The organism is Paraburkholderia sp. JPY465 (assembly GCF_050436725.1).
Taxonomy (GTDB): Bacteria; Pseudomonadota; Gammaproteobacteria; order Burkholderiales; family Burkholderiaceae; genus Paraburkholderia; species Paraburkholderia youngii.
In genome coordinates this window covers 687,957-707,479 of the sequence record NZ_JBNDMT010000006.1, presented here as the reverse complement: position 1 = coordinate 707,479, position 19,523 = coordinate 687,957, and the positions used below count along the sequence as shown (strand labels likewise).

The following is a 19,523-nucleotide window of genomic DNA, read 5'->3' as shown; positions in this document are numbered from 1 at the left end:
TGCCGGCGGTCTGTATTCATCCATGAAGCCGGTACGCCTGACACGCGCATGCAAAAAAGAGCAGACGCGAGAGCGCCTGCTCGACGCAGCGCGCCGTTCGTTCATCGAGCGGGGCCTGGCCGCGACGAGTGTGGAACACATCGCCGAGGCGGCCGGCTACACACGCGGCGCCTTCTATTCAAACTTCAGCAGTCAGCAGGAACTGCTACTCGAATTGCTGCAACGCGATGTAGAAAAGACGTGCGCGGACTGGCAGGCGATCATCAAATCGCCTGGCGCGCCGGACCAGGAAAAGGGTCGCGCACTCGCGCGTCTGAGTTGCGCTGAATTCGACAATGATTGCTTCCCGCTGTGGGTCGAAGCGGGCCTTCTCTCGTCGCGCGATAGCACGGTTCGGGAGCGGGTCACCGGGTTGCGGCAAAGGAAGCTGGCGAAGCTGGCCGCGTGTCTGTGCGCAGGCGTGCGTCCAGGCGACGGCGGCCGGCCTGCTCAACCTGAAGCGCTCGCGGCGGCCCTCCTCAGCCTCTGCGACGGCATGCGTTTCTTCCGGCTGTGCAATCCGGAAGGAATGACGGACGATTCGATTCGAGCCATTTTGGCGGCCTTGTTTTCCTGCACTTCGTCAGGTCCGGTACTGGAGAAACTTGAGTCGCTGGATGATGTCGGTGCAACGGTCCGCTTCCACTTACGCTCTTAGATCAATACGTTAGGACGGTCGTTTACGTTGATCTATCGCAAAACACTAGCGGGCCTGGCGAGGATACTCGTGAGAATCACAAACTCACTGAGGAGCGACTGATGGCTCAATTCATGAAAGCTGCGGTAGTCCATGCCTTTGGCGAGCCGCTGCGGATAGAAGAAGTGGCGGTTCCTGCGCCCGCTGCGGGTCAGATTCTCGTCAACGTGAAGGCTTCCGGGGTCTGCCACACCGACCTTCATGCCGCCGATGGTGACTGGCCGGTCAAGCCTCGCCTGCCTTTCATCCCTGGTCACGAGGGTGTCGGACATGTCGCGGCGATTGGCGCGGGAGTCACGCACGTGAAGGAAGGCGACCGCGTTGGGGTGCCGTGGCTCTATACCGCATGCGGTCGCTGCGAATACTGTCAGACGGGCTGGGAGACGCTTTGCCACGAGCAGCAGAATACCGGCTATTCCGTGAACGGCAGCTACGCCGAATACGTGGTCGCCGATCCGGACTACGTAGGTCATCTACCGAACGGGGTCGCGTTCGACGAAATCGCGCCGATCCTCTGCGCCGGAGTCACCGTATATAAAGGCATTCGGGTCACGGACACCCGGCCCGGTCAGTGGATCGCCATCTCGGGCATCGGCGGCCTCGGTCATGTCGCGGTCCAGTACGCCGTCGCGATGGGCCTGCATGTCGTTGCCGTGGATGTCGCGCCCGACAAGCTGGAACTTGCGCGCAAACTCGGCGCGCAAATCACCATCGACGCCTCGACGTCCGATCCTGCGAGCGAGGTCCAGAAACAGATCGGTGGCGCACATGGCGTTCTCGTGACCGCTGTCTCGCGCGGCGCGTTCGCGCAAGCGCTCGGCATGGTGCGCCGCGGCGGTACCGTCGCGCTCAACGGCCTGCCGCCCGGCGACTTTCCTCTGCCGATCTTTTCAACGGTACTGAATGGCATCACGGTTCGCGGTTCCATCGTGGGCACGCGTCGCGACCTGCAGGAATCGCTCGATTTCGCGGCCGAGGGAAAAGTGCGCGCACATATCCACCATGAGCGGCTAGAGAACATTAACGAAGTGTTCACCGCATTGCGCGAAGGCAAGGTCGACGGCCGGATCGTACTCACGGAACTTTGAATGAGCCACTGCCTTGTGCCGGTATCGCGCGCCGTGCGCGTCCAGTTGACGGCTCATCGTTGACCAGACGAACGAAGGCATTGATCCATGTCAGATCGGCACGGTGCCGCACGAGTAGTCTTCACAAGTTGCACGTCAATCGGTGCGCGCGTGCGAGTCCTCCCGCGAGACAGCCGGGGCGGCTGCGCGCGCCCTCAGCCAATGTCGCGCTGAAATGGGCCGCAGACTGTGCCGGGGCAATGCAAAGCTCGCCAGCAGAGCGACCGCACATGTTCCTACGACGTAGTAGGCTGGTGCTGTCAATGATCCTGTCGCGCGAACCAGCATGGTGGCGAGCAGCGGTGCAAAGCCGCTGAATACGACCACCGAAATGTTGTACGCAAGGGCGATCCCGCTGAATCGTACCTGGACGGGGAACTGATCGGCGAGGACAGAGGGCCACGTACCGCTTGCCAGTGAAAAGACCACCGCGGCGAGAACGAATAAAACGACCGGATCGACAGTGTGATTCACAAGCGCCCAATAGAACGGGTAGCTCAGCACAATCAGCAGCGCCGCTGACGTTCGCAGCAGGTATCGGCGCGCAATCTTGTCTCCCAGCCAGCCCGCAGCGAGCAGACCGAACGAGCTGACGACCAGATAGGCATTCTGGGCGATCGCCGCCTTCTGGGGCGCATAGTGCAATTGTTGAACCAGAAAGGCCGGCATGTGACCGTAGAGGATGCCGTTGACGCCGGCCATCACAGCGATAGTGAGCGCTCCCGCGGCGACAGCTTTTCCATGATGTCGCAGCGTCTCGCGAAATGGTTGCCTGGCGACGGCGCCATGCATCTCCTTGAACTCGGGGGACTCGTCCAGATTGCGGCGCATCCAGTAGGACAAGAGCCCACAGAATCCGCCGAACAGGAACGCGATCCGCCAGCCATAGGCCGCCGCGTCCGCGCTCGAGAGGTAGCTCTGGATGCCGAGGTTGACGAAAGTGGCGAGCAGGACGCCCACGTGTTCGCTCGATCGGCAATAGCTTACATTTTGCTGGCCGCCTAAGGAGATCCGGTGGATGGAAGTTTGTATGTTCTTGCGGTATTTCTTATCGAGCTAAAGACGAGTCGAAACGTGGCTCAATGTGCCTAAAGGCGTTCGCTTATGGACCACGATACAGGCGGCGATTCTTTTCCTTTATACTTACTCCCCGCTCGAACGGCCGGAATTTGGTGGCGGATTCAACCGGTCGATGCAACACAATGAACGCTGCATGAGCGGCGGGAGTGTTGCAAATGAAACAGCGACACCGGATTTACTACAGCGAGAAGCAGAAAGCGCTGATGTGGGAGCGCTGGCGAAAGGGTGAGTCTCTCGAGCATATCGCCCAGCTCTTCGATCGCCACCACTCGTCCGTGCAGCGGATCATCGGCGAAGCCGGTGGAATCCCGCCGGCAAAGCGACATCGTTCGCGGCTGGCGCTAACATTAGCCGAGCGGGAAGAGATATCGAGCGCGCTTGTTGCTGGCGATTCGATCCAGTCAATCGCCAGTCGGCTTGCGCGGGCTCCCTCTACCATCTGCCGCGAGATCAAACGCAACAGTGGGCAGGATGGCTATCGGGCAAGTCACGCCGATCAGCTTGCCTGGGATCGGGCGCAGCGGCCCAAAGTCTGTAAGCTGGTCGAACACCGGATGTTGGCACGCATCGTGGCAGACAAACTTCAACTGGAGTGGTCGCCCGAGCAGATCGCGGGATGGCTCAGGCGCGCGTACCCGGACAACGAGGATTACCACGTGTCACACGAGACCATCTACCGCAGTCTCTTCATCCAGGCCCGTGGTGTCTTGAAGAAGGAATTGCTCGAACATTTGCGGCGTACCCGGGTCATGCGGCGTTCCCGCCATTACACGCAGAAGACGGGCGACCACGGCAGGATCCGCGACACGGTGTCGATCAGCGAACGTCCAGCCACGATCGAGGACCGCGCAGTGCCGGGACATTGGGAGGGTGATCTGCTTTGCGGCAGCGGGAGCAGCCAGATTGCGACGCTCGTCGAGCGCCAGACACGCTATGTGATGCTGGTGAAGATTGCCAGCAAGGACAGCGAGGTGGTTGCCGATGCGCTCATCAAACATGCCTGCAAATTGCCCCAGGAACTCTACAAATCGCTAACCTGGGATCGCGGCACTGAGATGGCCAGCCACAAACGCTTTACTGTTGCCACGGACATTGCCGTCTACTTCTGCGACCCACAACATCCCTGGCAGCGTGGGTCGAACGAGAACACGAATGGACTGTTGAGGCAATACTTCCCGAAAGGTACCGACCTGTCGGTGTATTCACAGACTAGGCTCAATGCTGTGGCGAGACGGCTCAATGAACGTCCGAGGAAGACACTGAATTACGAAACGCCAGCCGAGCGGTTTAACCAAACTATTGCATCGACCGGTTGAATCCGCCGGTGTACTTCGGACATCCCAGGCAGTGCCGGGCAACAGGTCTATTCCTTCAGCTTGTCACCTTAGCGACCTGCACCTCGCGTGCGACCTTCTCCTGTCGCCGGGTCTTCTCATTGAGTATCTGATGACGCCGGTGGTCCGTCATCTTCTTCCAGCCCCGGGTTTCATCGAGCGTCCGAAAGCAGCCGATGCAAAGACCGGTCTTGCCATCGAACGCACAGACATCGATGCATGGCGATTTGACTGCCATCGCTCAGACTACGACGCCGGTCGGGTTCACTTCGATGGTCACATGCGACAGTCCCTTGAAACGCTTGAGTGCTGTGCGGTAGAAGCCCGGGTTGCGCCGCACTTCATCGGTGGCCACCGAAACGATCGCGCTCATATGCCCCGGACCGACGCGCCAGACGTGGAGGTCAAGCACGGTGTCGCCGTTGTCTTCGATGACATGACGGACGTTGTCGGTCATCCGCTTGTCCACATTCATGTCGAGCAGGATACCGCCCGTGTCGCGCATCAAGCCCCACGACCAGTTCGCAATCACCAGTGCGCCGATTACACCTGCAAGCGGGTCCATCCAGACCCAGCCGAACGCACGCGCGAGCAGCAGGCCGATGATCGCCAGCACGGAAACCGCTGCGTCGGCAATGACGTGAATGTAGGCCGAGCGGATGTTGTGGTCACGGTTCGCGGCTGACTGAGCTTCATGATCGTGCTCGTGTTCCTCGAACTCGACATGATGTTCACCATCGGGCAGCTGGACAACGGCCCTGAATGCATGCGGCTCGGGAATGTCCTCCTTGGACTCCAGATAGCCACCGCGGTCGGCAAACGCGAAGGTCTGGTGCGTGCCGTCGGGGCGGATCGTCGTTACCGAAACAGCATTGGCGTTCAGTTTTGAGGAAGCCGCTTCGGGCGTAATGCGGAAGACGGGCGGAACACCGTCTTCGAAGACCGATAGGGCGAATACGCCAGCGCTACCGAAGATGCGATGCACCTCTCCCTCGTGACTGTGTTCGTCCTCGTGACCGTGGCCATGACGGTGTCCGTGGCTATGCCCATGGCTGTGGCCGTGGTGATCGCCGCTCAGCAGCCAGACGCTCGCAAGATTGACCAGCAGTCCGAGCACGGCGATGGGGATCGCCTGACCAAACTGGATCGGCACGGGCGAGAGAAAGCGCGAAGTAGCTTCGTACGCGATCAGCAGCGCGATCATCGCGAGTACAATCGCACTGGTAAAACCCGCGAGATCTCCCAGTTTGCCGGTGCCAAATACGAAGCGGTTATCGCCAGCGTGCTTGCGGGCGTAGGTATAAGCCAAAGCGGCGATGAGCATCGCGCCAGCGTGTGTCGACATGTGCAGACCGTCGGCGACGAGCGCCAGCGAGCCAAACAGACTCCCACCGACTATTTCAGCCACCATCATCGCGCTGCACAGCGCAATCACCATCCACGTCCTGCGCTCGTTTTCCTGGTGGGCAGCGCCCAGGAAGATGTGGTCATGTCCCGCCCCGAAGGCGGCGTCTTCGAACTTGCTCATGCTTCTCTCACTTGAAGTAGCTGTGGACTACTTCGATCAATTGCTCGGTCCCGCTGCCATGTTCGTCAGCCGGTTCTGCATCGACCAGATGGGTGCGAATGTGGTCCTCAAGCACGACGGCGAGCAGCCCGTTCATCGCGCCACGGCCACTGGTAATGAGTTGGAGCACATCCATGCATCCGCGCTCTTCTTCAAGTGCCCGCTCAATGGCCTCGACCTGGCCCTTGATGCGGCGCACCCGGTTGAGCAGCTTCTGCTTTTCACGAATCGTATGGCTCACGGCAAGCCCCAAAATAGTGTAGGGGGCTATCTTACCTCATATAGGGGCGGGGGGTATAGGTTGCTCTCGAGCGAGGTATGAAGTGAGCGTTGTCTGCGCAGTGCTTTGCGCCAAAAATGTTTCAACCTGTCGGGTGAGACGTCAACCCGTCTAGCCAGTCCTGCCCTTGCAATGCGCCATGTGAATCACGCAATGTCGAACATGTAAAGTCTTGCAGGCGTGTCTGCCAGAACAACCCTGCGCTCTTCTTCAACAGGGAGCAGCGCGCGTAGAAGTTCGAGCGCGTGAGTAAAATCCTCGTCTGCTTCAAACTGCGTATGCGGCCAGTCGCTGCCCCACATAAGGCGATGCACGCCAAAAGCCGCTTTCAGAAAATGAAATGCTTCCTGCGCATCATGGTCATCCGGTCGAAACTGCCGTCGATTCCGGTACGCGGCCGAGATCTTCACCCACACACGCTGCGTGTCAGCCAGTTCAAGAAGACGGCGAAAGCCTACGTCTCTTACACCGATATCCGGATCGGGCCTGCCGAAGTGATCGACAACGACATTCATGCCAGCGTCCAGAAGCGGCTCGACGATGCCCTGCAGCCGCGCAGCTTCCGCATGCACTTCGACATGCCATTTCAGATCGCGGACATGGGCGAGCGTTTGCGCGCTCACCCATCTGTCGAGCGGCTGATCGGCATGTCCGATCAGGTTCAGCCGAATCCCTGCAATGCCCGCATTCGCCATCTCCGTCAGCGTGTCGATCCGACAATCACGCTCGATCACGGCGACACCGCGTAGCCGCTGCGGCGCGCGGCGCAACGCATCGAGCATATAGCTGCAATCTGTGCCGAGAAAGCTGGGCTGCACAAGCACGCCGTGCGATACGCCGTGCGTGTCCAGTTGGGCAAGGTATGCGTCGAGCGTGGCGTCGTAGTCGGGCACGTAGCGACGCTTTTCGGCGAGCGGCAGGCCGCGCTCGAATACGTGAGCATGAGTATCGACAGATGCAATGTGGGCTGGACGATACACAGTCTGCCGGTGGCTCCCCTGTATCCCCGACTTCTCGATCATGGACGTTCCTTCATCACCATTCTTGCTGGATTGCGGCGAGTGTCTCGCGCGTCAATGCCTTTGCGCGTGAGAAAGCGCGCCTGTGTGTTCGGGCTCGAGCGTGGCTTCGTCCAGCATGCGGCCGCGTGTCTCGGGCAACATCAGCACGGACAGAACGACCAGTGCGTATGCGAGTCCCGCATCGATGCCGATCGCCGTTCCAAGCGACATGGTCGCGGACATGTGCCCGACGAGCACCGGAAATCCCGCCGACACGACGCGGCCGAAGTTGTAGCAAAACCCGACGCCAGTGCCACGCATCCCGCGCGGATACAGCTCGTTGAACAGCGCGCCCATGCTTGCCGGAATGCCCGCTGCAAAAAAGCCTAGCGGAAAACCGAAGAACAGCATCGCGGTATTGCCGAGCGGTAGGAACAGATAGGCGATCACCGTTATCACGCAGCAGATCGCAAACGTGAGTATGGTCTTGCGGCGTCCGATGCGATCCAGCAGCTGCGCACTCACGAGGCACCCGCAAAAGAACGCGACGATCACGACGGCGAGGTAGCCGCCCGTACTCAAGACCGACAGATGGCGCTCGCTTTTCAGAAACGTCGGCAGCCAGGTCATCAGCGCGTAGTAGCCGCCATGCGCACCAACGCCGAGCAGTGCGCCGATGAGCGTCATGCGGAGCACTTGCGGAGAAAAGATGCCGACGACAAGGCCAGGCGTCGGCTGCTGACGCGCGCGCGCATCGCGCGTTGCGCGGGCCGGCGCGGCAGGCTCCTGCACGCCGCGTCGGACGTACAGAATCAGAAGCGCCGGAACGATGCCAACCCCGAACATCACGCGCCACGCGGTATCCGCAGGCAGCAGCGAGAACATCAGTGCATACAGCAGCACCGCTGCACCCCAGCCGACCGCCCATGCGCTCTGCACGCTGCCCATCGCCTTGCCGCGATGCTCACTGCGGATGGTCTCGGCCATCAGCACGGCGCCCGCCGCCCATTCTCCGCCGAAGCCGAACCCCTGCAGTGTCTTCAGCACGAGGAACTGTGGATAGTTCTGCGCGAACGCGCACAGGAACGTGAACACGGAAAAACACGCGACGGTCCATTGCAGCGTCTTTACGCGCCCCAGCCGGTCCGACATCATGCCCGCGATCCAGCCACCCAGCGCCGACGCCACCAGCGTGACGCCGCTGACGAGCCCCGCTTGCGTGCGGCTGATCGACCACTCGGCGATGATCGCCGGAATCACGAGGCTGAACATCTGCACATCGAGCGAATCAAGCGCCCATCCGCCGAAGCACGCCCAGAACGTCCGACGCTCATTGCCTGAAATCTGGCTGAACCACTTGAACATTGCTGTCTCCCAGGTCGTCGTTCCTGGGTGGGAACAACTTGTTTGTGACGGCGCGCGATCGCTAGCGGATCTCGGCCTGATAGATGAATTCGCTGGCAGGCCCGCGTGAGCGGCGCCATTCGAGCGGCTGTCTGTCGTAGCCGTATGCAAGACGCTCGATGACGACGGCGGGCGTGCCCGGCTCGATGCGTAACAGCCGTGCATGCAACGGGCCAATGGCTTCGACTGTCAGAGTTTCCGTGGCAGACGCCACGACCTGATTGCATTGCGCCTCGTACACGGGGTACAGCAAGTCACCGACTTCATTCAGGTCCATCTGCGCAAACGCCGCAAACCGGACATAGGGCAGCCAGATTTCTTCAGCGAGCATCGGCACGCCGTCGATCAGCCGCAGGCGAGTCATCTGGATCACACGCGCGGTACTCGAAATCTGCAAGATCGCGGCGACAGCCGACGGCGCATCGACGACCTCGCGTCGCAAGATGCGGCTCTCCGGAATGCGTCGTTCGCCTTGCCGTGTCTGGAAACGGAAGAAACGAAACAGGGAGCTGTCGAAGCTCGCGCGGCGCACGAACGTCCCTCTGCCCTGAAAGCGTTCCAGCAGGCCTTCCGCGACGAGCAGATCGACAGCCTTACGGACCGTCCCGACCGCCACGTCGTAGCTTTTGGCGAGCGCCTGCTCGGTAGGGATCGCTTCACCCGGCCGCCAATGGCGAGCCGCGATCAGAGCGACCATTTCGTCGCGCAAACGCTGGTAACGGGGCAACCGGTCATCGGCAGGCATCGTAGTCTCCGTTCAATTCATCTATATGATTTCACGATCAAGGCTAACCGCAGATCAGTGATAACCCTAAATGTGCCATGAAATCTAGCCAGAACGGGTTTCTACCCATTGTCGAGAAAACGGATTCGCCTAAACATATATATGAATCATTTGAACGGAGATTGATTGTGAGCCAAACCATGATTGCCGAGCAGGCTGTCGTGAAAAAGGTCGCCTGGCGGCTCATGCCGCTGTTGATCGTGATGTTCCTGATCGCCTTTATCGACCGGCAGAACGTCGGCTTTGCCAAGCTGCAGATGGTGCATGCACTGGGAATGTCGGAGGCGTCATATGGTCTGGGCGCGTCGCTCTTCTTTATCGGCTACCTGCTGTTCGAGGTGCCGAGCACGCTTGCGCTGCATCGTTTCGGCGCTCGCCTTTGGCTCGCACGCATCATGGCAACCTGGGGCGCCATTACCGTGGCGATGGCATTCACACATTCAACGGGACTCTTCTATGTGTTCCGGTTCGCACTGGGTGTCGCCGAAGCGGGCTTCTATCCGGGCGTCATCTTCTATTTGACGCTCTGGTTTCCGCAGAGTCATCGCACACGCATGCTCGGCTTCTTCACGCTCGGCAGCGCGCTCGCCAACATGCTCGGCTCACTCGCGGGCGGCTTGCTGTTGTCGCTGGACGGCAACCTGGGTCTCGCCGGCTGGCAGTGGGTGTTCGTGGCAACCGGGATACCTGCTGTCCTCGTCGCACTCGTTGCGTTGCGCTTTCTGCCTGAGTCCGTCGAACGCGCCCCGTTCCTGTCGAACGAAGAAAAAGCCCTGATGATCGCGGCGCTGCGGCGCGAGGCGCCGGCGCAAGCGACCGCCGGGCATCCGTGGCGGGCGCTCGTCGACAAACGCGTGCTGATGTTCGCGTGCGGCTACATGCTGATGTCCACCTCGCTCTACGGCGTGACGTACTGGTTGCCCACGCTGCTGAAAAGCGGCGGCGTCTCCCATTCGTCGCTCAATGGTCTGCTCAACATGATTCCGTGGATGCTCTCCGCGCTGCTTCTTCTGTGGCTGCCCGCGAAGCTGAAACGCGAGGGTGTGGTGCTCCGCTCGATGGCGTTGGTTGCGGGCGTCGGCGTGATCGGCTTCGCGCTAAGTCTCGTGCTGCCGGGCCTGCCGCTGCAATTTGCCGCGCTCGTGCTGGGCGGCGCATGCATTCCCCTGCTTTATCCATGCTTCTGGTCGCTGCCCCCGCGATACTTCACGGGCGCCCGCGCTGCAGCCAGCATCGCGGCGATCAATTCGATTGGCAATCTCGGAGGCTTCTTCGCGCAGAACCTGATGCCTTACATAGGAAAGGTCGCGGGCAACGCAAGCGCTCCGATGCTCGTGCCCGTCGTCTGCCTGGCGTTGCTTGGCCTGGGCATGTCCATCGCGTCGGCGCGAACCAAAGCGGGCGAGCGCGTGCGGATAGCGGCGCGGCAGTAACCACCTTGCGACGCTCGTGCTGGATGGTGGCATGGCGTGCGTCGCTCATAGCGTCGACGGTGGGGTCAGCAACACGAGAAAAAATCCGCATGAATGCCGACATGTTGTCGGGATGATCCCAACCGCGACGGTCTGGTGCCGAGTGCGAAGCCGACGCTTGAATGGCGATCTGCGCGTCGGAGGCTGTCCACTTTTTGCGGACCGTTCAGGGTCGAATCGAGCTGGTCGCTGTCGGACTCCGTGAAGCCATGACGCGCCGACGATCCAGGCACGTTACCCGGATCGTCGGCGCGGTGTCGGGCGGCCCGTCAGCGGTCAATTACCGAAGAAAAGGTTGCAATAACTTGCGGGACCAACGCACGAAGATGGCGAGGGCTTCGACACCTGCGGGACGCTACCGGAAGCTGAGGTGCCAACGGTCGTTCCGCCAACGTCATTGCTGCCCTCCTGCTGGCTTGCCTGTGCAGCGGCGTTGGTCGTTGCGACGCCAATGTCACTGTTGGCCGGCTGCTGGCTGTCCTGTGCAGCGATCTTCGCTTCGGCGGCCTGAATGTCCGCGGGATACTGGGCATCGAGCGCGTTGGCCGGGTTATAGCCATTCTGCTCAAGCTGCAGAATCTCCGCCTTGACCTGCGCGCGCGTGACCGGCTGCTCCGATTGTGCGAAAGACATGCCCGGCGCAGCGATCGCGGCCGCAAGTGCAACTGCCTGGATAAGCGACTTCATGATGCACCTCCTCATAGTTGTCTATCGGGCACCGCGGCGATACGGGTGCACATAGACGATGTCCAGAAAATCAAGAACGTCCGTTGTCACGAAAGGCCCCGGCTCGGCGTTAATGACGAACATCGGCTCTGGCGGCCAGGCGTGTGCCGGACCGATGTAATTCGCCAGACCGACGCCCAGCATCACCGCGACGAATGTGACCGCACCGACAGGTTTGAACTTGCGCATACGACCTCCTCACGAAAGCACGATCACCGCTCTCAGCCGCAGGGTGCTTCGGAAAGACCGGATCGGCGTGCCAGCCTTCTTCGAGTGCTGCCTCGGGCGCATCAACCTCCTCGATACATGGGATCGATGGAGTCGCCGCCGGGAACGCGTTTGCCGGACTGCGACGGGGTTGGCACGCCGCCGTTGACGCCGCCATTCTTCTTGTGAACCACGCTGGCGTGGTGCAACGGCATCGATTGGCCGCTTTGCGCGTCTGTCGCTCCGCTGCCGGAGCGGCAAGGTACGTACGCCCCTGCGAAAGCAGGCGCGGTCAGCGATGCTGAGCATGCGACCAAAAGGTAAGCGACAGTTTTCGCAACTGCGTGGTTAGGCGAATTCATGATGACCTCCTCATAGTGGTCTATCCGGCACTGCGGCAATCCGGGTGCCCCTACGCGATAGACGACAGACGATGCCAAAAAATTTAACAACCTGTGCCACGAGGACAAGCCCCGGCGCGGCGTTACGGACGAAAAACCGGACAGGTCGGGGCCAGTATGATTTCCGAGCCTCGCTGCCGCTGTATCACTTTGGTAATAGGCGGCAATGGAGAGACTGGCGCGGTGGTGCGCGAGTGTCTCGCAACAGCTCTCATGAAAACCAGTCGGACGCCGCTGCCACCCTACACGAGCCTTAGCAACTCGGCCCGTCAGCTGCTTTGCGGTACGAAATACGCTGTCGGGCGGTCCGGAAGTTCCACCATCGGCCGTGATGTCGGCGATGCATCCATAGTCACTCGGCGCACGCCCCAAGGCGCTCGCTGAAGGACCCGCAATTGCCGGTGTGAAAGGCTATCCCGCGAGCACCGTTCTGCCGTCGCGATTACCGTCGTGCTCCAGGCCCGGGAGAGCGGATCGTGTTTCGCGATATGTGGTCACGTATGCGATGCCCACGGCTGGGTTGATCGGGAAGTCGTTCAACTGTCGGCCACCGGTGATGATGCACGCGCAAACCTGACGGTACGGCGGGCAGTTGCACCCGGGAAGCAGTCATTGAACTTGCGCCTGTCCGAAAGGCAGCTGTAGGCCGGGCTGCCATAAGAAACCTTGCATGGCGCACCGCCGGTTTCGTCGTCGCACAGCATGTTCGCATGTGATTCGTCCGTCGAGTTGTACTTCCCCCAAACCGCGATCTTCCCGTTTCCTGATTTGGGCGTAAAATCCAAGCCGCCGCCTGGTGCCGACCCGGTGCCTGGAACCAGAAGTTCTACTGGCTAATGGAGCGCGACGAATACGCCGAAAAGCAGTCGCCTCAGCCCAACGCATTGGTGCAAGGCAGGCGATGGGTATGCCAACGTGAAGCTCAAGAACCCTGGATGTGCGACCTCGACGACCAAGTCCAGCGTCACCAGGCCATTGCGGCCACGTCCCGGAACTGGTCAAGCGTGGCCCACTTCCCGTTCGGCAGCGCCTCCGAAGTGTCGCCCAGATCATCGGCAGCAGAAAAGAACGCCGCCGTGCCATCGAGCGCGACGTCGCACGGCGGTGCATCGAAGACCACGTGATTGATCTGCTTAACATCGAGGCGTTCTGTCAGTACCTCGTGCACGGCGTGATCCTGCTCGCGGTGCTGCTCGATCGATTAAAAAAATCGCGGTGTACGCGATTCATCAATACGGAAAGTGAATGGCAACTTCTATCGAAAAATCTTCTGGACAAGCACGTTACGCGAGCTATCCCAGCCTGGTCGACCGGGTTGTGCTCATCACGGGCGGCGCGAGTGGCATTGGCGCTTCGTTCGTTGAGCACTTCGTTGCGCAAGGCGCACGTGTGGGCTTTCTCGACATCGACATGAACGCGGGAACAGCTCTTGCCAAATCGCTCGGTGACGCGCGCCATAAACCGCTCTTCGTCGCTTGCGACGTCACCGACATTCCCGCGTTGCACGCGGCCATCGACGAGGTGCGGGCCGCATTCGGACCGATCGAGGTGCTCGTGAACAACGCGGCGAACGATCGCCGCCACGCGCTCGCCGACGTTACGCCCGAGTCGTTCGATGCAGGCGTTGCAGTCAATGTGCGGCATCAGTTGTTCGCAGCGCAGGCCGTGGTCGAGGATATGAAGGCCGCACGCGCGGGGTCGATCATTAATCTCGGCTCGCATTGCTGGATGCTCAAGAGCAGCCAGTTCCCGGTTTACGCAATGAGCAAGGCGGCCGTACAGGGCCTGACGCGCGGGCTCGCCAAGGACCTCGGCGCGTATGGGATCCGCGTGAACACGCTCGTGCCGGGCTGGGTGTTGACCGAGAAACAACGCAACCTGTGGCTCACCGACGAAGGCCGCGAAGAGATACGGCGCGGCCAGTGTATCGACGAGGAAATGGAGCCCGGCGATCTCGCGCGCATGGCGCTCTTCCTCGCGGCCGACGACAGCCGCATGATCACGGCGGAGGATGTCATGGTGACGGGTGGCTGGTCTTAAGGCCGATTCTCGCCCGGCGGTTTCGCCCATTCTCATCTGACTTCGATCCCGTGAACGTTGGTCGGCGACATTCACAAACAGGTGCCGGATCAACGTCGGCCTTTGGAAAATTGAAGCGGTCTTCCCGACCCAATTCAGCCAGTGGTCCGGGTGCGACCTGGGCGGCTCGTTTCCAAGCACAGCGGACATTCGTGAGGCGAAAACGTTGGCGTGTTCGAGCTTTTTTGGACGCGTGCCTTGGCAACTTCGTGGGCAAGATCGTCCCGCGTCGAAAGCTCGCTGACAGCCCTACTGACTGGCTGCGCGTATGTCATTGCGCCAGTTGCCAGCGCAGCACCGGATGCGTCGCGCCGGCAGGCATCGCCCACACGCCGGGCGCACTGAAGTCATACCCCACGAACGAGGCGGCCGTGCTCATCTGAGCCGTGGTCAACCCGTTTGCTGCGGGGATCTGTTCGCCGTACTTGACGCCGATCGTAGCAGCCGTGGTGTGGACGTCCCAATACACATCGTTCGAGATCGTGCCTGTATTAGTCCGCGCGATGCCGATGGGTTCGTAGAGCGGCTGCGTCACGAGGCCGGTTGCGAATGACTGGGTGATCGTTCCTTCGTTCGTGACGACGAGTCCGGCGCCGCCGCACGGCGTACCGGATGCGCCTCGGCAATAGCCCTGAAGCGTTGTCGAGCCGGTTGCATAAGACTGGTTGATCGTGCCGCTGTTATCACCGACAAGGCCGCCGCCGCCTTGATTGATATAGCTCAGCGATACGATGGGCCCCGTAGCAAACGACTGATTGATCAGGCCCGTATTCGCGCCCACCAGACCGCCGAGCACATTACCCGCGGTCACAGCGGCGCTGCTCGAAGAACGCAGGATCGATCCCGTGTTGATGCCCACAAGCCCACCCGCTGTCGAATAGTCGGGCGAAGAAGCCGCCTCGGGTCCGCTGCTGATCACCGTGCCGGACGTGTTCACTCCGACTACGCTGCCGTTGTTCATGCCTGCCAGGATGCCAATGGGCCCGACGAATCCGATAGCAACGCTCTCCGTGCCAGAAATATTTACGTTGCGCACGACACCCTGGGCGCCGATTTCTCCGAACATGCCGCCCAACGGCGCAAGCGTAAGCGAGCTGATCGAATCGCCTTGTCCGTCAAATTGACCAGTGAAAGGCGTATTGGCGTTGCCAATTGAGAAGAAGGGGCTGTTGCTCGTCGCGCTCGCATCGATGTTCCTGCCGAGCGCGTAGTTACCGGTGAGATCGTTGGCGACGTTCGCCAGATCGGTCAGCGAGTTCACCAGCCTGTACGCGGTGAGCTGCGTAACAAGGCCGCTGAATGCGACGGGCGTCCATGCCGGGTTGCTCAGTTGGGTACCGGCAACGTAGGTGCCGTTCATGTCGTAGAAAGCGCTCAGCGCACCGGTACTCTTCGACCAGTCGAGCGTGCCGTTGTTGACGACGCCGCCGCCGTTGTTGATGCCGGTTGCGTCGGCGCGCAAGCTCAGATTGCCCGCGCCATTGTTCGCGATCGTCGCGTTGCTCCCGACCGACACGTTGCGGTAAGCGTCGAGCGTCAGCGAAGCGGGGCCGCGCCAGTTCAGGTTCGATGCGATGTCGATGTCGCCCGTCGCGTTCATCGCGCCTGTCGTGGTCACACCGACAGAGGTGCCCGCATTCAGGCTGCGGCGCAGTGCGCGTGCAGCGGATTTGTCGATCGTGAACGCGGGCGTCGAGAGATTCCATTCGCCCGCCTGGACGGAGGCCCTGGCGCCGAACGCCAGTTGCGCCGCGTCAGTGTCGACCGTGCCGCCGCTGGCGTCCGCGTTGGTGGCCGCGATCACGCCCGACTGCTCCACACGGCCGCTGTCAGCGACGAGCCAAACATGGCCGTCGCGATTCGCTGTGCCCGTCGCGCGGACCCGCGTGCCAGCGCCGGCGAGCGCATATACATTGCCGTCGGCGGCCTGCAGGCTGATCTGCGCGGCGACGACGCGCCCTCTGTTGACGACCGTCCCCTGGCTGCCCGTCTGCACGAACACCTGTTTGCTGCTGGTCGAGTCCTGCAACAGCACCTGTTCGCCGGCGGCCAGTTCGACCGTGCCGTTCGGCGCTTTGATCGTGCCCATATTGATGACCGCGCCTCGCGCGATCAGGAAGACATCGGCGCCGCTGGAACTGATTTTGCCGAGGTTGATCACGCGCGCATTTGAATCGCCCGACAGCGTGAGTGGGTCGCCTTTCATGAAAGCACAGTTGCAGACATCGAGCGTGGACGCGACGAACCGTCCACCCGTTGTGACGACGCCCGACGGGCCAACGACGATGCCCTGCGGATTGACCAGATATACGCTGCCCGTTGCGCTGAGTCTACCGAGGATCGTCGACGGCGAGCCGCCCGTGACCCGGTTCAAGGTCGCGCCCGAGCCATTGTCGAAGCTCACGCGGTTCTGGGCTCCGACAGAGAAGCTGCCCCAGTCGATCACGCCGCGCGTCGAACCCGGCTGCGTGACCAGCAGCGCGTTACCCTGACTTGAGATGGCGCCGGCCCCGGCGACGTACTGGCCGCCTTGCGGAAGAACACCCGCGGCAAGCGCAGCATGGGTAAACGGCGGTCCGGTGAGCGTGATACCGACAGCTAGCCAGATGCGCCTGCTCAACGGCCAACGATGCGGTGCGGGTCGCACGGGCCGAGGCAAGTTGGGACGTGACATACATTTCCCCTCTCCGCGTGGGGGCGGAATGGGCCACCAACGACCCGCGGGGCCGACCGGAGCCGCGCTAGTCGCTGTGTCTGAAGAATAGCTGCTGGCGTCGCGGATGCATGCCGATATCTCTACCTTTTGCGCCTTTTCCGCCTTCGGTGCAATCGTGGCCGTTGTGGTTCGGCGGCTCTCCCGTTGCGTGCACAAGCGTGACGGGCCTTCGTCTGTTCAAGCCCGGCGGGAAAATGGCAGAACCACGCGCGCAGGATGCCTGTTCGACCAGTTTCATCACGTCGGCGACCGAGCGCTTCTCCGAAACAACGACTGGCAGGACCTCGTCCTGATTCTCTTTCGAGAGTGCCGCCAGCAATTTAGCGTCGAGCGATGTTGATTTTCCGCTCGCTCAGCGCGTCGAGCACCGCCTTCGAACAGTTCAGCAGCGCAACGCAGCTGTCCAGTGTCGAGCGTGACCATCCGAGGAGCTTGGCAGTCACGTCGCGGTCGCCGCCGTGCAGTTCGAGCAGCAACTCGGCTGTATCGACGGCTTCTTCGGCAGGAGACAGTTTGTCGCGCTGGATGTTTTCGGTGAGCGCAATACGGCGCGCTTCGAGGTCGTCGACGTCCTTTACGACAATGGACGCCGCGAATGGAAGCGTTGCATCTCAATCGCGAAGAACGGGCTCGGGAAGAGATTGAGCGGGCGTATCAGCTCTTCAGCGATGACAGTGAAGCGCCCAGGCGCTTTCCGTCGATGAAGAAAGGGAACGGCGCGAACGGCTGCTGTTTGACATACTTCTCGCGCCCTGGAGGATGAGGATTCTTACGGGTGCGCGAGCACCTTCGGTGAGTTCATGCTTCGGCGGGTGGCCCGACTGCGGGATCCCTCCACAGGTAATTACGGCGTGTCACGCCGCTACAAACATTGAGCGCACCGACGTGATTGGCGTTCGCTGCGAGGCCGCACTCAACGCAGGCAAACAACGCTTGAGTCTTGCGACTCTCGGCCGACTGGTGGCCGCCACACGGACACGTCAGACTTGTATTCCTTAGGTAAACGGCGACGAAGAAGCCGCCGCGCCACGTCTTCTTGTATTCCAACCGGCGACGAAACTCGCCCCGGCCTTGGTCATGCAGGGACCTGCTGCCATGTACCGTCGCCATGGTCATTCATTTCGGCATAATTTCGGCGTTTATTCGGCGTACCTTCGTGCGACCCGATTCCCCCGCCCCTATGCTGATTTAACGAATAGCAGCCACTGAAACGGCTCCGCTAACGGAGCCGGCGCCCCCTTCAGCTCGGCAGCGCGGAGGTGCTCGACATGAAAATGCCTCAGATCAAACCCGGAGCGTTTGCCTTCGTGGTGTTCATCGCGCTTGAAGCGGCATGCCGCGTAGGCGTGGCTGCGTCGTCTACGGAGCGTGTCGCCGCAGCTGCGGATGAATCGGTGACGGCGAACCTGGACTTCCGTGGCACCCGACCAATGGACGTCGACGGACGGCCACTTACGCTCACGCTACGAAGCCCGTCGGGCGGTACGTCGCGGCTCACGTACGTTAGCGAGGACGGTTGGTCGCTTGAAGATCAAGCCGCGCCATTGAAGCAGGGCGAAGCGCGAATCGCTTCCGCATCGACGCAGGGAAAACAGGAGGTGTCAGGATCCGAACGGCCCTTAACCGTTTTCATCGATGGTCCAACGGGCTTCACGTACGTCTGGCTGGCCGATCAGGGATGGAAGTTCGTCGGCCGATTGTCCGATCGGAACCGATGATCGCCGGTGCAGCCTTCAACGCACCGCGAGACTCGTGGGGAGATGATGAATCTTTCAAGCTCGGTATGTCCTACAACGACTGGACCACCCGCAGATGTTTGCAGCGTCGATAATGCCCCGCGAACTCAACCCGATCTGGCTGACGGGGAAAAATGCCTGATACAACGCGTGACCCCAGACAGACGCACCTCCAGCTTAACCCAGCTCCGATGTGTGCAAATTGCATGAAGCCTAGCGCAACTTTCGCATGCTCGAGCTTTCTCTGGGGCCCAAAGAAGCCGGTCACAGGCATGCTGACTGAGACAAACTTCTCGCGAGCCGGGCGTGCGAATACACGCGATCCGGAAGTTGATAAATTGCGAGGGCGAGATTCACGGAATGCGATAGTGGCCAGTTTTCTTGCCGATGTAGTTATAGCTGCCTTTGTCGGCGGGCAGGAACGCGACCAGTTCCCAATCCAACTGTCCTTCTAGTCCCTTGTACTTCCCGGTGCCCGACGCGAGGGTTCCTTTGCCGGCCGCTCTAGGGCCCGGCTTGACGATGGATTCGACAAACTTATCTCCGTCCTTGTCCGTGTAAATGCAGTAGCCATTCGATGCGCCCTTGGAATAGCCGACGGTGATGCATTTGGCTGAAACGCTCTGGAACAGGGGCACGGAAGGATTGCTTGGGACGAGAATGGTGTCCTCGAAAAACATGACGGCGTCGTCGCCCTCCATGGGCATGCTCTTCGTGACCGAGCCAACGCCGTAGTATGTGGCTTCGAAGCTGCCTTGTTTCGGTATGCCCTGAGCGCTCACGAGCGTCGGGACGCACATGCCGCAGACGATGGCATTGGCTACGATGGTCTGAGAAAAGTTGAAAGTCGTTTTTACATTCATGATGTCACCC

Annotated in this window: 22 protein-coding genes and 1 pseudogene; 7 read left to right on the top strand and 16 right to left on the bottom strand. The window is 61.0% G+C overall.

What is annotated here, in order from left to right; translation table 11 throughout:
• The first annotated feature begins 22 nt into the window (after positions 1-22).
• Entirely contained in the window at positions 23-697 is a 675-nt protein-coding gene (locus tag QFZ94_RS36470) for a TetR/AcrR family transcriptional regulator (protein WP_368585044.1), read from the top strand.
• 101 nt (positions 698-798) lie between these two features.
• Positions 799-1,824: an alcohol dehydrogenase AdhP gene (adhP, locus tag QFZ94_RS36465; RefSeq protein ID WP_429462872.1), complete on the top strand. Its 1,026-nt coding sequence runs from the start codon at positions 799-801 to the stop codon at positions 1,822-1,824.
• A 135-nt stretch (positions 1,825-1,959) separates the two neighbouring features.
• On the opposite strand, the pseudogene QFZ94_RS36460 reads toward adhP, so the two are convergent.
• Positions 1,960-2,826 (bottom strand): annotated as a pseudogene (locus QFZ94_RS36460) (MFS transporter); the annotation flags it as partial.
• A gap of 272 nt (positions 2,827-3,098) precedes the next feature.
• Between QFZ94_RS36460 and QFZ94_RS36455 the strand changes: the two are divergent.
• Complete coding sequence (locus QFZ94_RS36455) at positions 3,099-4,259, top strand: IS30 family transposase (protein ID WP_429455971.1); 1,161 nt, start codon at positions 3,099-3,101, stop codon at positions 4,257-4,259.
• 55 nt (positions 4,260-4,314) lie between these two features.
• On the opposite strand, the gene QFZ94_RS36450 is transcribed toward QFZ94_RS36455, so the two are convergent.
• From QFZ94_RS36450 to QFZ94_RS36425, 6 genes are all read right to left on the bottom strand, one after another.
• Positions 4,315-4,515 (bottom strand): DUF1289 domain-containing protein, encoded by a 201-nt coding sequence (locus QFZ94_RS36450; RefSeq protein ID WP_429462871.1) that lies wholly within the window; start codon positions 4,513-4,515, stop codon positions 4,315-4,317.
• A gap of 3 nt (positions 4,516-4,518) precedes the next feature.
• Positions 4,519-5,805 (bottom strand): CDF family Co(II)/Ni(II) efflux transporter DmeF, encoded by a 1,287-nt coding sequence (gene dmeF / locus QFZ94_RS36445; RefSeq protein ID WP_429462870.1) that lies wholly within the window; start codon positions 5,803-5,805, stop codon positions 4,519-4,521.
• A gap of 7 nt (positions 5,806-5,812) precedes the next feature.
• Positions 5,813-6,085, bottom strand: coding sequence for a metal/formaldehyde-sensitive transcriptional repressor (locus QFZ94_RS36440; protein ID WP_368585032.1), 273 nt, complete (start codon positions 6,083-6,085; stop codon positions 5,813-5,815).
• Positions 6,086-6,270: 185 nt separating this feature from the next.
• Entirely contained in the window at positions 6,271-7,146 is an 876-nt protein-coding gene (locus QFZ94_RS36435) for an amidohydrolase family protein (RefSeq protein WP_429462869.1), read from the bottom strand.
• Between the two features lie 51 nt (positions 7,147-7,197).
• Complete coding sequence (locus tag QFZ94_RS36430) at positions 7,198-8,490, bottom strand: MFS transporter (protein WP_368585030.1); 1,293 nt, start codon at positions 8,488-8,490, stop codon at positions 7,198-7,200.
• A 61-nt stretch (positions 8,491-8,551) separates the two neighbouring features.
• Complete coding sequence (locus QFZ94_RS36425) at positions 8,552-9,274, bottom strand: GntR family transcriptional regulator (RefSeq protein WP_429462868.1); 723 nt, start codon at positions 9,272-9,274, stop codon at positions 8,552-8,554.
• A gap of 179 nt (positions 9,275-9,453) precedes the next feature.
• Between QFZ94_RS36425 and QFZ94_RS36420 the strand changes: the two genes are divergently transcribed.
• Positions 9,454-10,746: an MFS transporter gene (locus tag QFZ94_RS36420; RefSeq protein WP_410842533.1), complete on the top strand. Its 1,293-nt coding sequence runs from the start codon at positions 9,454-9,456 to the stop codon at positions 10,744-10,746.
• A 315-nt stretch (positions 10,747-11,061) separates the two neighbouring features.
• On the opposite strand, the gene QFZ94_RS36415 is transcribed toward QFZ94_RS36420, so the two are convergent.
• The 4 genes from QFZ94_RS36415 to QFZ94_RS36400 all read right to left on the bottom strand — a co-directional run bounded on the left by QFZ94_RS36415 (position 11,062) and on the right by QFZ94_RS36400 (position 13,287).
• Entirely contained in the window at positions 11,062-11,472 is a 411-nt protein-coding gene (locus QFZ94_RS36415) for a DUF4148 domain-containing protein (RefSeq protein ID WP_368585027.1), read from the bottom strand.
• Positions 11,473-11,493: 21 nt separating this feature from the next.
• On the bottom strand, positions 11,494-11,700 hold the full coding sequence (locus tag QFZ94_RS36410; RefSeq protein ID WP_368585026.1) for a hypothetical protein: 207 nt from the start codon (positions 11,698-11,700) through the stop codon (positions 11,494-11,496).
• 101 nt (positions 11,701-11,801) lie between these two features.
• Positions 11,802-12,080 (bottom strand): hypothetical protein, encoded by a 279-nt coding sequence (locus tag QFZ94_RS36405; RefSeq protein WP_429462867.1) that lies wholly within the window; start codon positions 12,078-12,080, stop codon positions 11,802-11,804.
• Positions 12,081-13,083: 1,003 nt separating this feature from the next.
• On the bottom strand, positions 13,084-13,287 hold the full coding sequence (locus QFZ94_RS36400) for a hypothetical protein (protein ID WP_410842530.1): 204 nt from the start codon (positions 13,285-13,287) through the stop codon (positions 13,084-13,086).
• Between the two features lie 77 nt (positions 13,288-13,364).
• Between QFZ94_RS36400 and QFZ94_RS36395 the strand changes: the two genes are divergently transcribed.
• Positions 13,365-14,159, top strand: a complete 795-nt coding sequence (locus tag QFZ94_RS36395; protein ID WP_368585025.1) for an SDR family NAD(P)-dependent oxidoreductase — start codon at positions 13,365-13,367, stop codon at positions 14,157-14,159.
• A 310-nt stretch (positions 14,160-14,469) separates the two neighbouring features.
• On the opposite strand, the gene QFZ94_RS36390 is transcribed toward QFZ94_RS36395, so the two are convergent.
• The 3 genes from QFZ94_RS36390 to QFZ94_RS36380 all read right to left on the bottom strand — a co-directional run bounded on the left by QFZ94_RS36390 (position 14,470) and on the right by QFZ94_RS36380 (position 17,390).
• The gene (locus tag QFZ94_RS36390; protein ID WP_429462866.1) at positions 14,470-16,872 is read right to left on the bottom strand and encodes a filamentous hemagglutinin N-terminal domain-containing protein; all 2,403 of its coding nucleotides are present in this window, start codon (positions 16,870-16,872) and stop codon (positions 14,470-14,472) included.
• 67 nt (positions 16,873-16,939) lie between these two features.
• A complete protein-coding gene (locus QFZ94_RS36385) occupies positions 16,940-17,233 on the bottom strand; it encodes a hypothetical protein (protein WP_429462865.1) in 294 nt (97 codons plus the stop codon).
• Between the two features lies 1 nt (position 17,234).
• Positions 17,235-17,390: a helix-turn-helix domain-containing protein gene (locus QFZ94_RS36380; RefSeq protein ID WP_368585022.1), complete on the bottom strand. Its 156-nt coding sequence runs from the start codon at positions 17,388-17,390 to the stop codon at positions 17,235-17,237.
• Here QFZ94_RS36380 and QFZ94_RS36375 point away from each other — a divergent pair.
• Positions 17,373-17,618 (top strand): hypothetical protein, encoded by a 246-nt coding sequence (locus QFZ94_RS36375; protein ID WP_429462864.1) that lies wholly within the window; start codon positions 17,373-17,375, stop codon positions 17,616-17,618. The two genes, QFZ94_RS36380 and QFZ94_RS36375, sit on opposite strands and share 18 nt — an antisense overlap.
• Before the next feature lie 94 nt (positions 17,619-17,712).
• On the opposite strand, the gene QFZ94_RS36370 is transcribed toward QFZ94_RS36375, so the two are convergent.
• Entirely contained in the window at positions 17,713-18,024 is a 312-nt protein-coding gene (locus QFZ94_RS36370; protein WP_429462863.1) for a zinc ribbon domain-containing protein, read from the bottom strand.
• A gap of 158 nt (positions 18,025-18,182) precedes the next feature.
• Here QFZ94_RS36370 and QFZ94_RS36365 point away from each other — a divergent pair, with 158 nt between their 5' ends.
• Positions 18,183-18,632, top strand: a complete 450-nt coding sequence (locus QFZ94_RS36365) for a hypothetical protein (protein WP_429462862.1) — start codon at positions 18,183-18,185, stop codon at positions 18,630-18,632.
• 371 nt (positions 18,633-19,003) lie between these two features.
• Here the strand turns inward: QFZ94_RS36365 and QFZ94_RS36360 are convergent, their stop codons facing one another.
• A complete protein-coding gene (locus QFZ94_RS36360) occupies positions 19,004-19,513 on the bottom strand; it encodes a hypothetical protein (RefSeq protein ID WP_429462861.1) in 510 nt (169 codons plus the stop codon).
• Positions 19,514-19,523 lie beyond the last annotated feature (10 nt).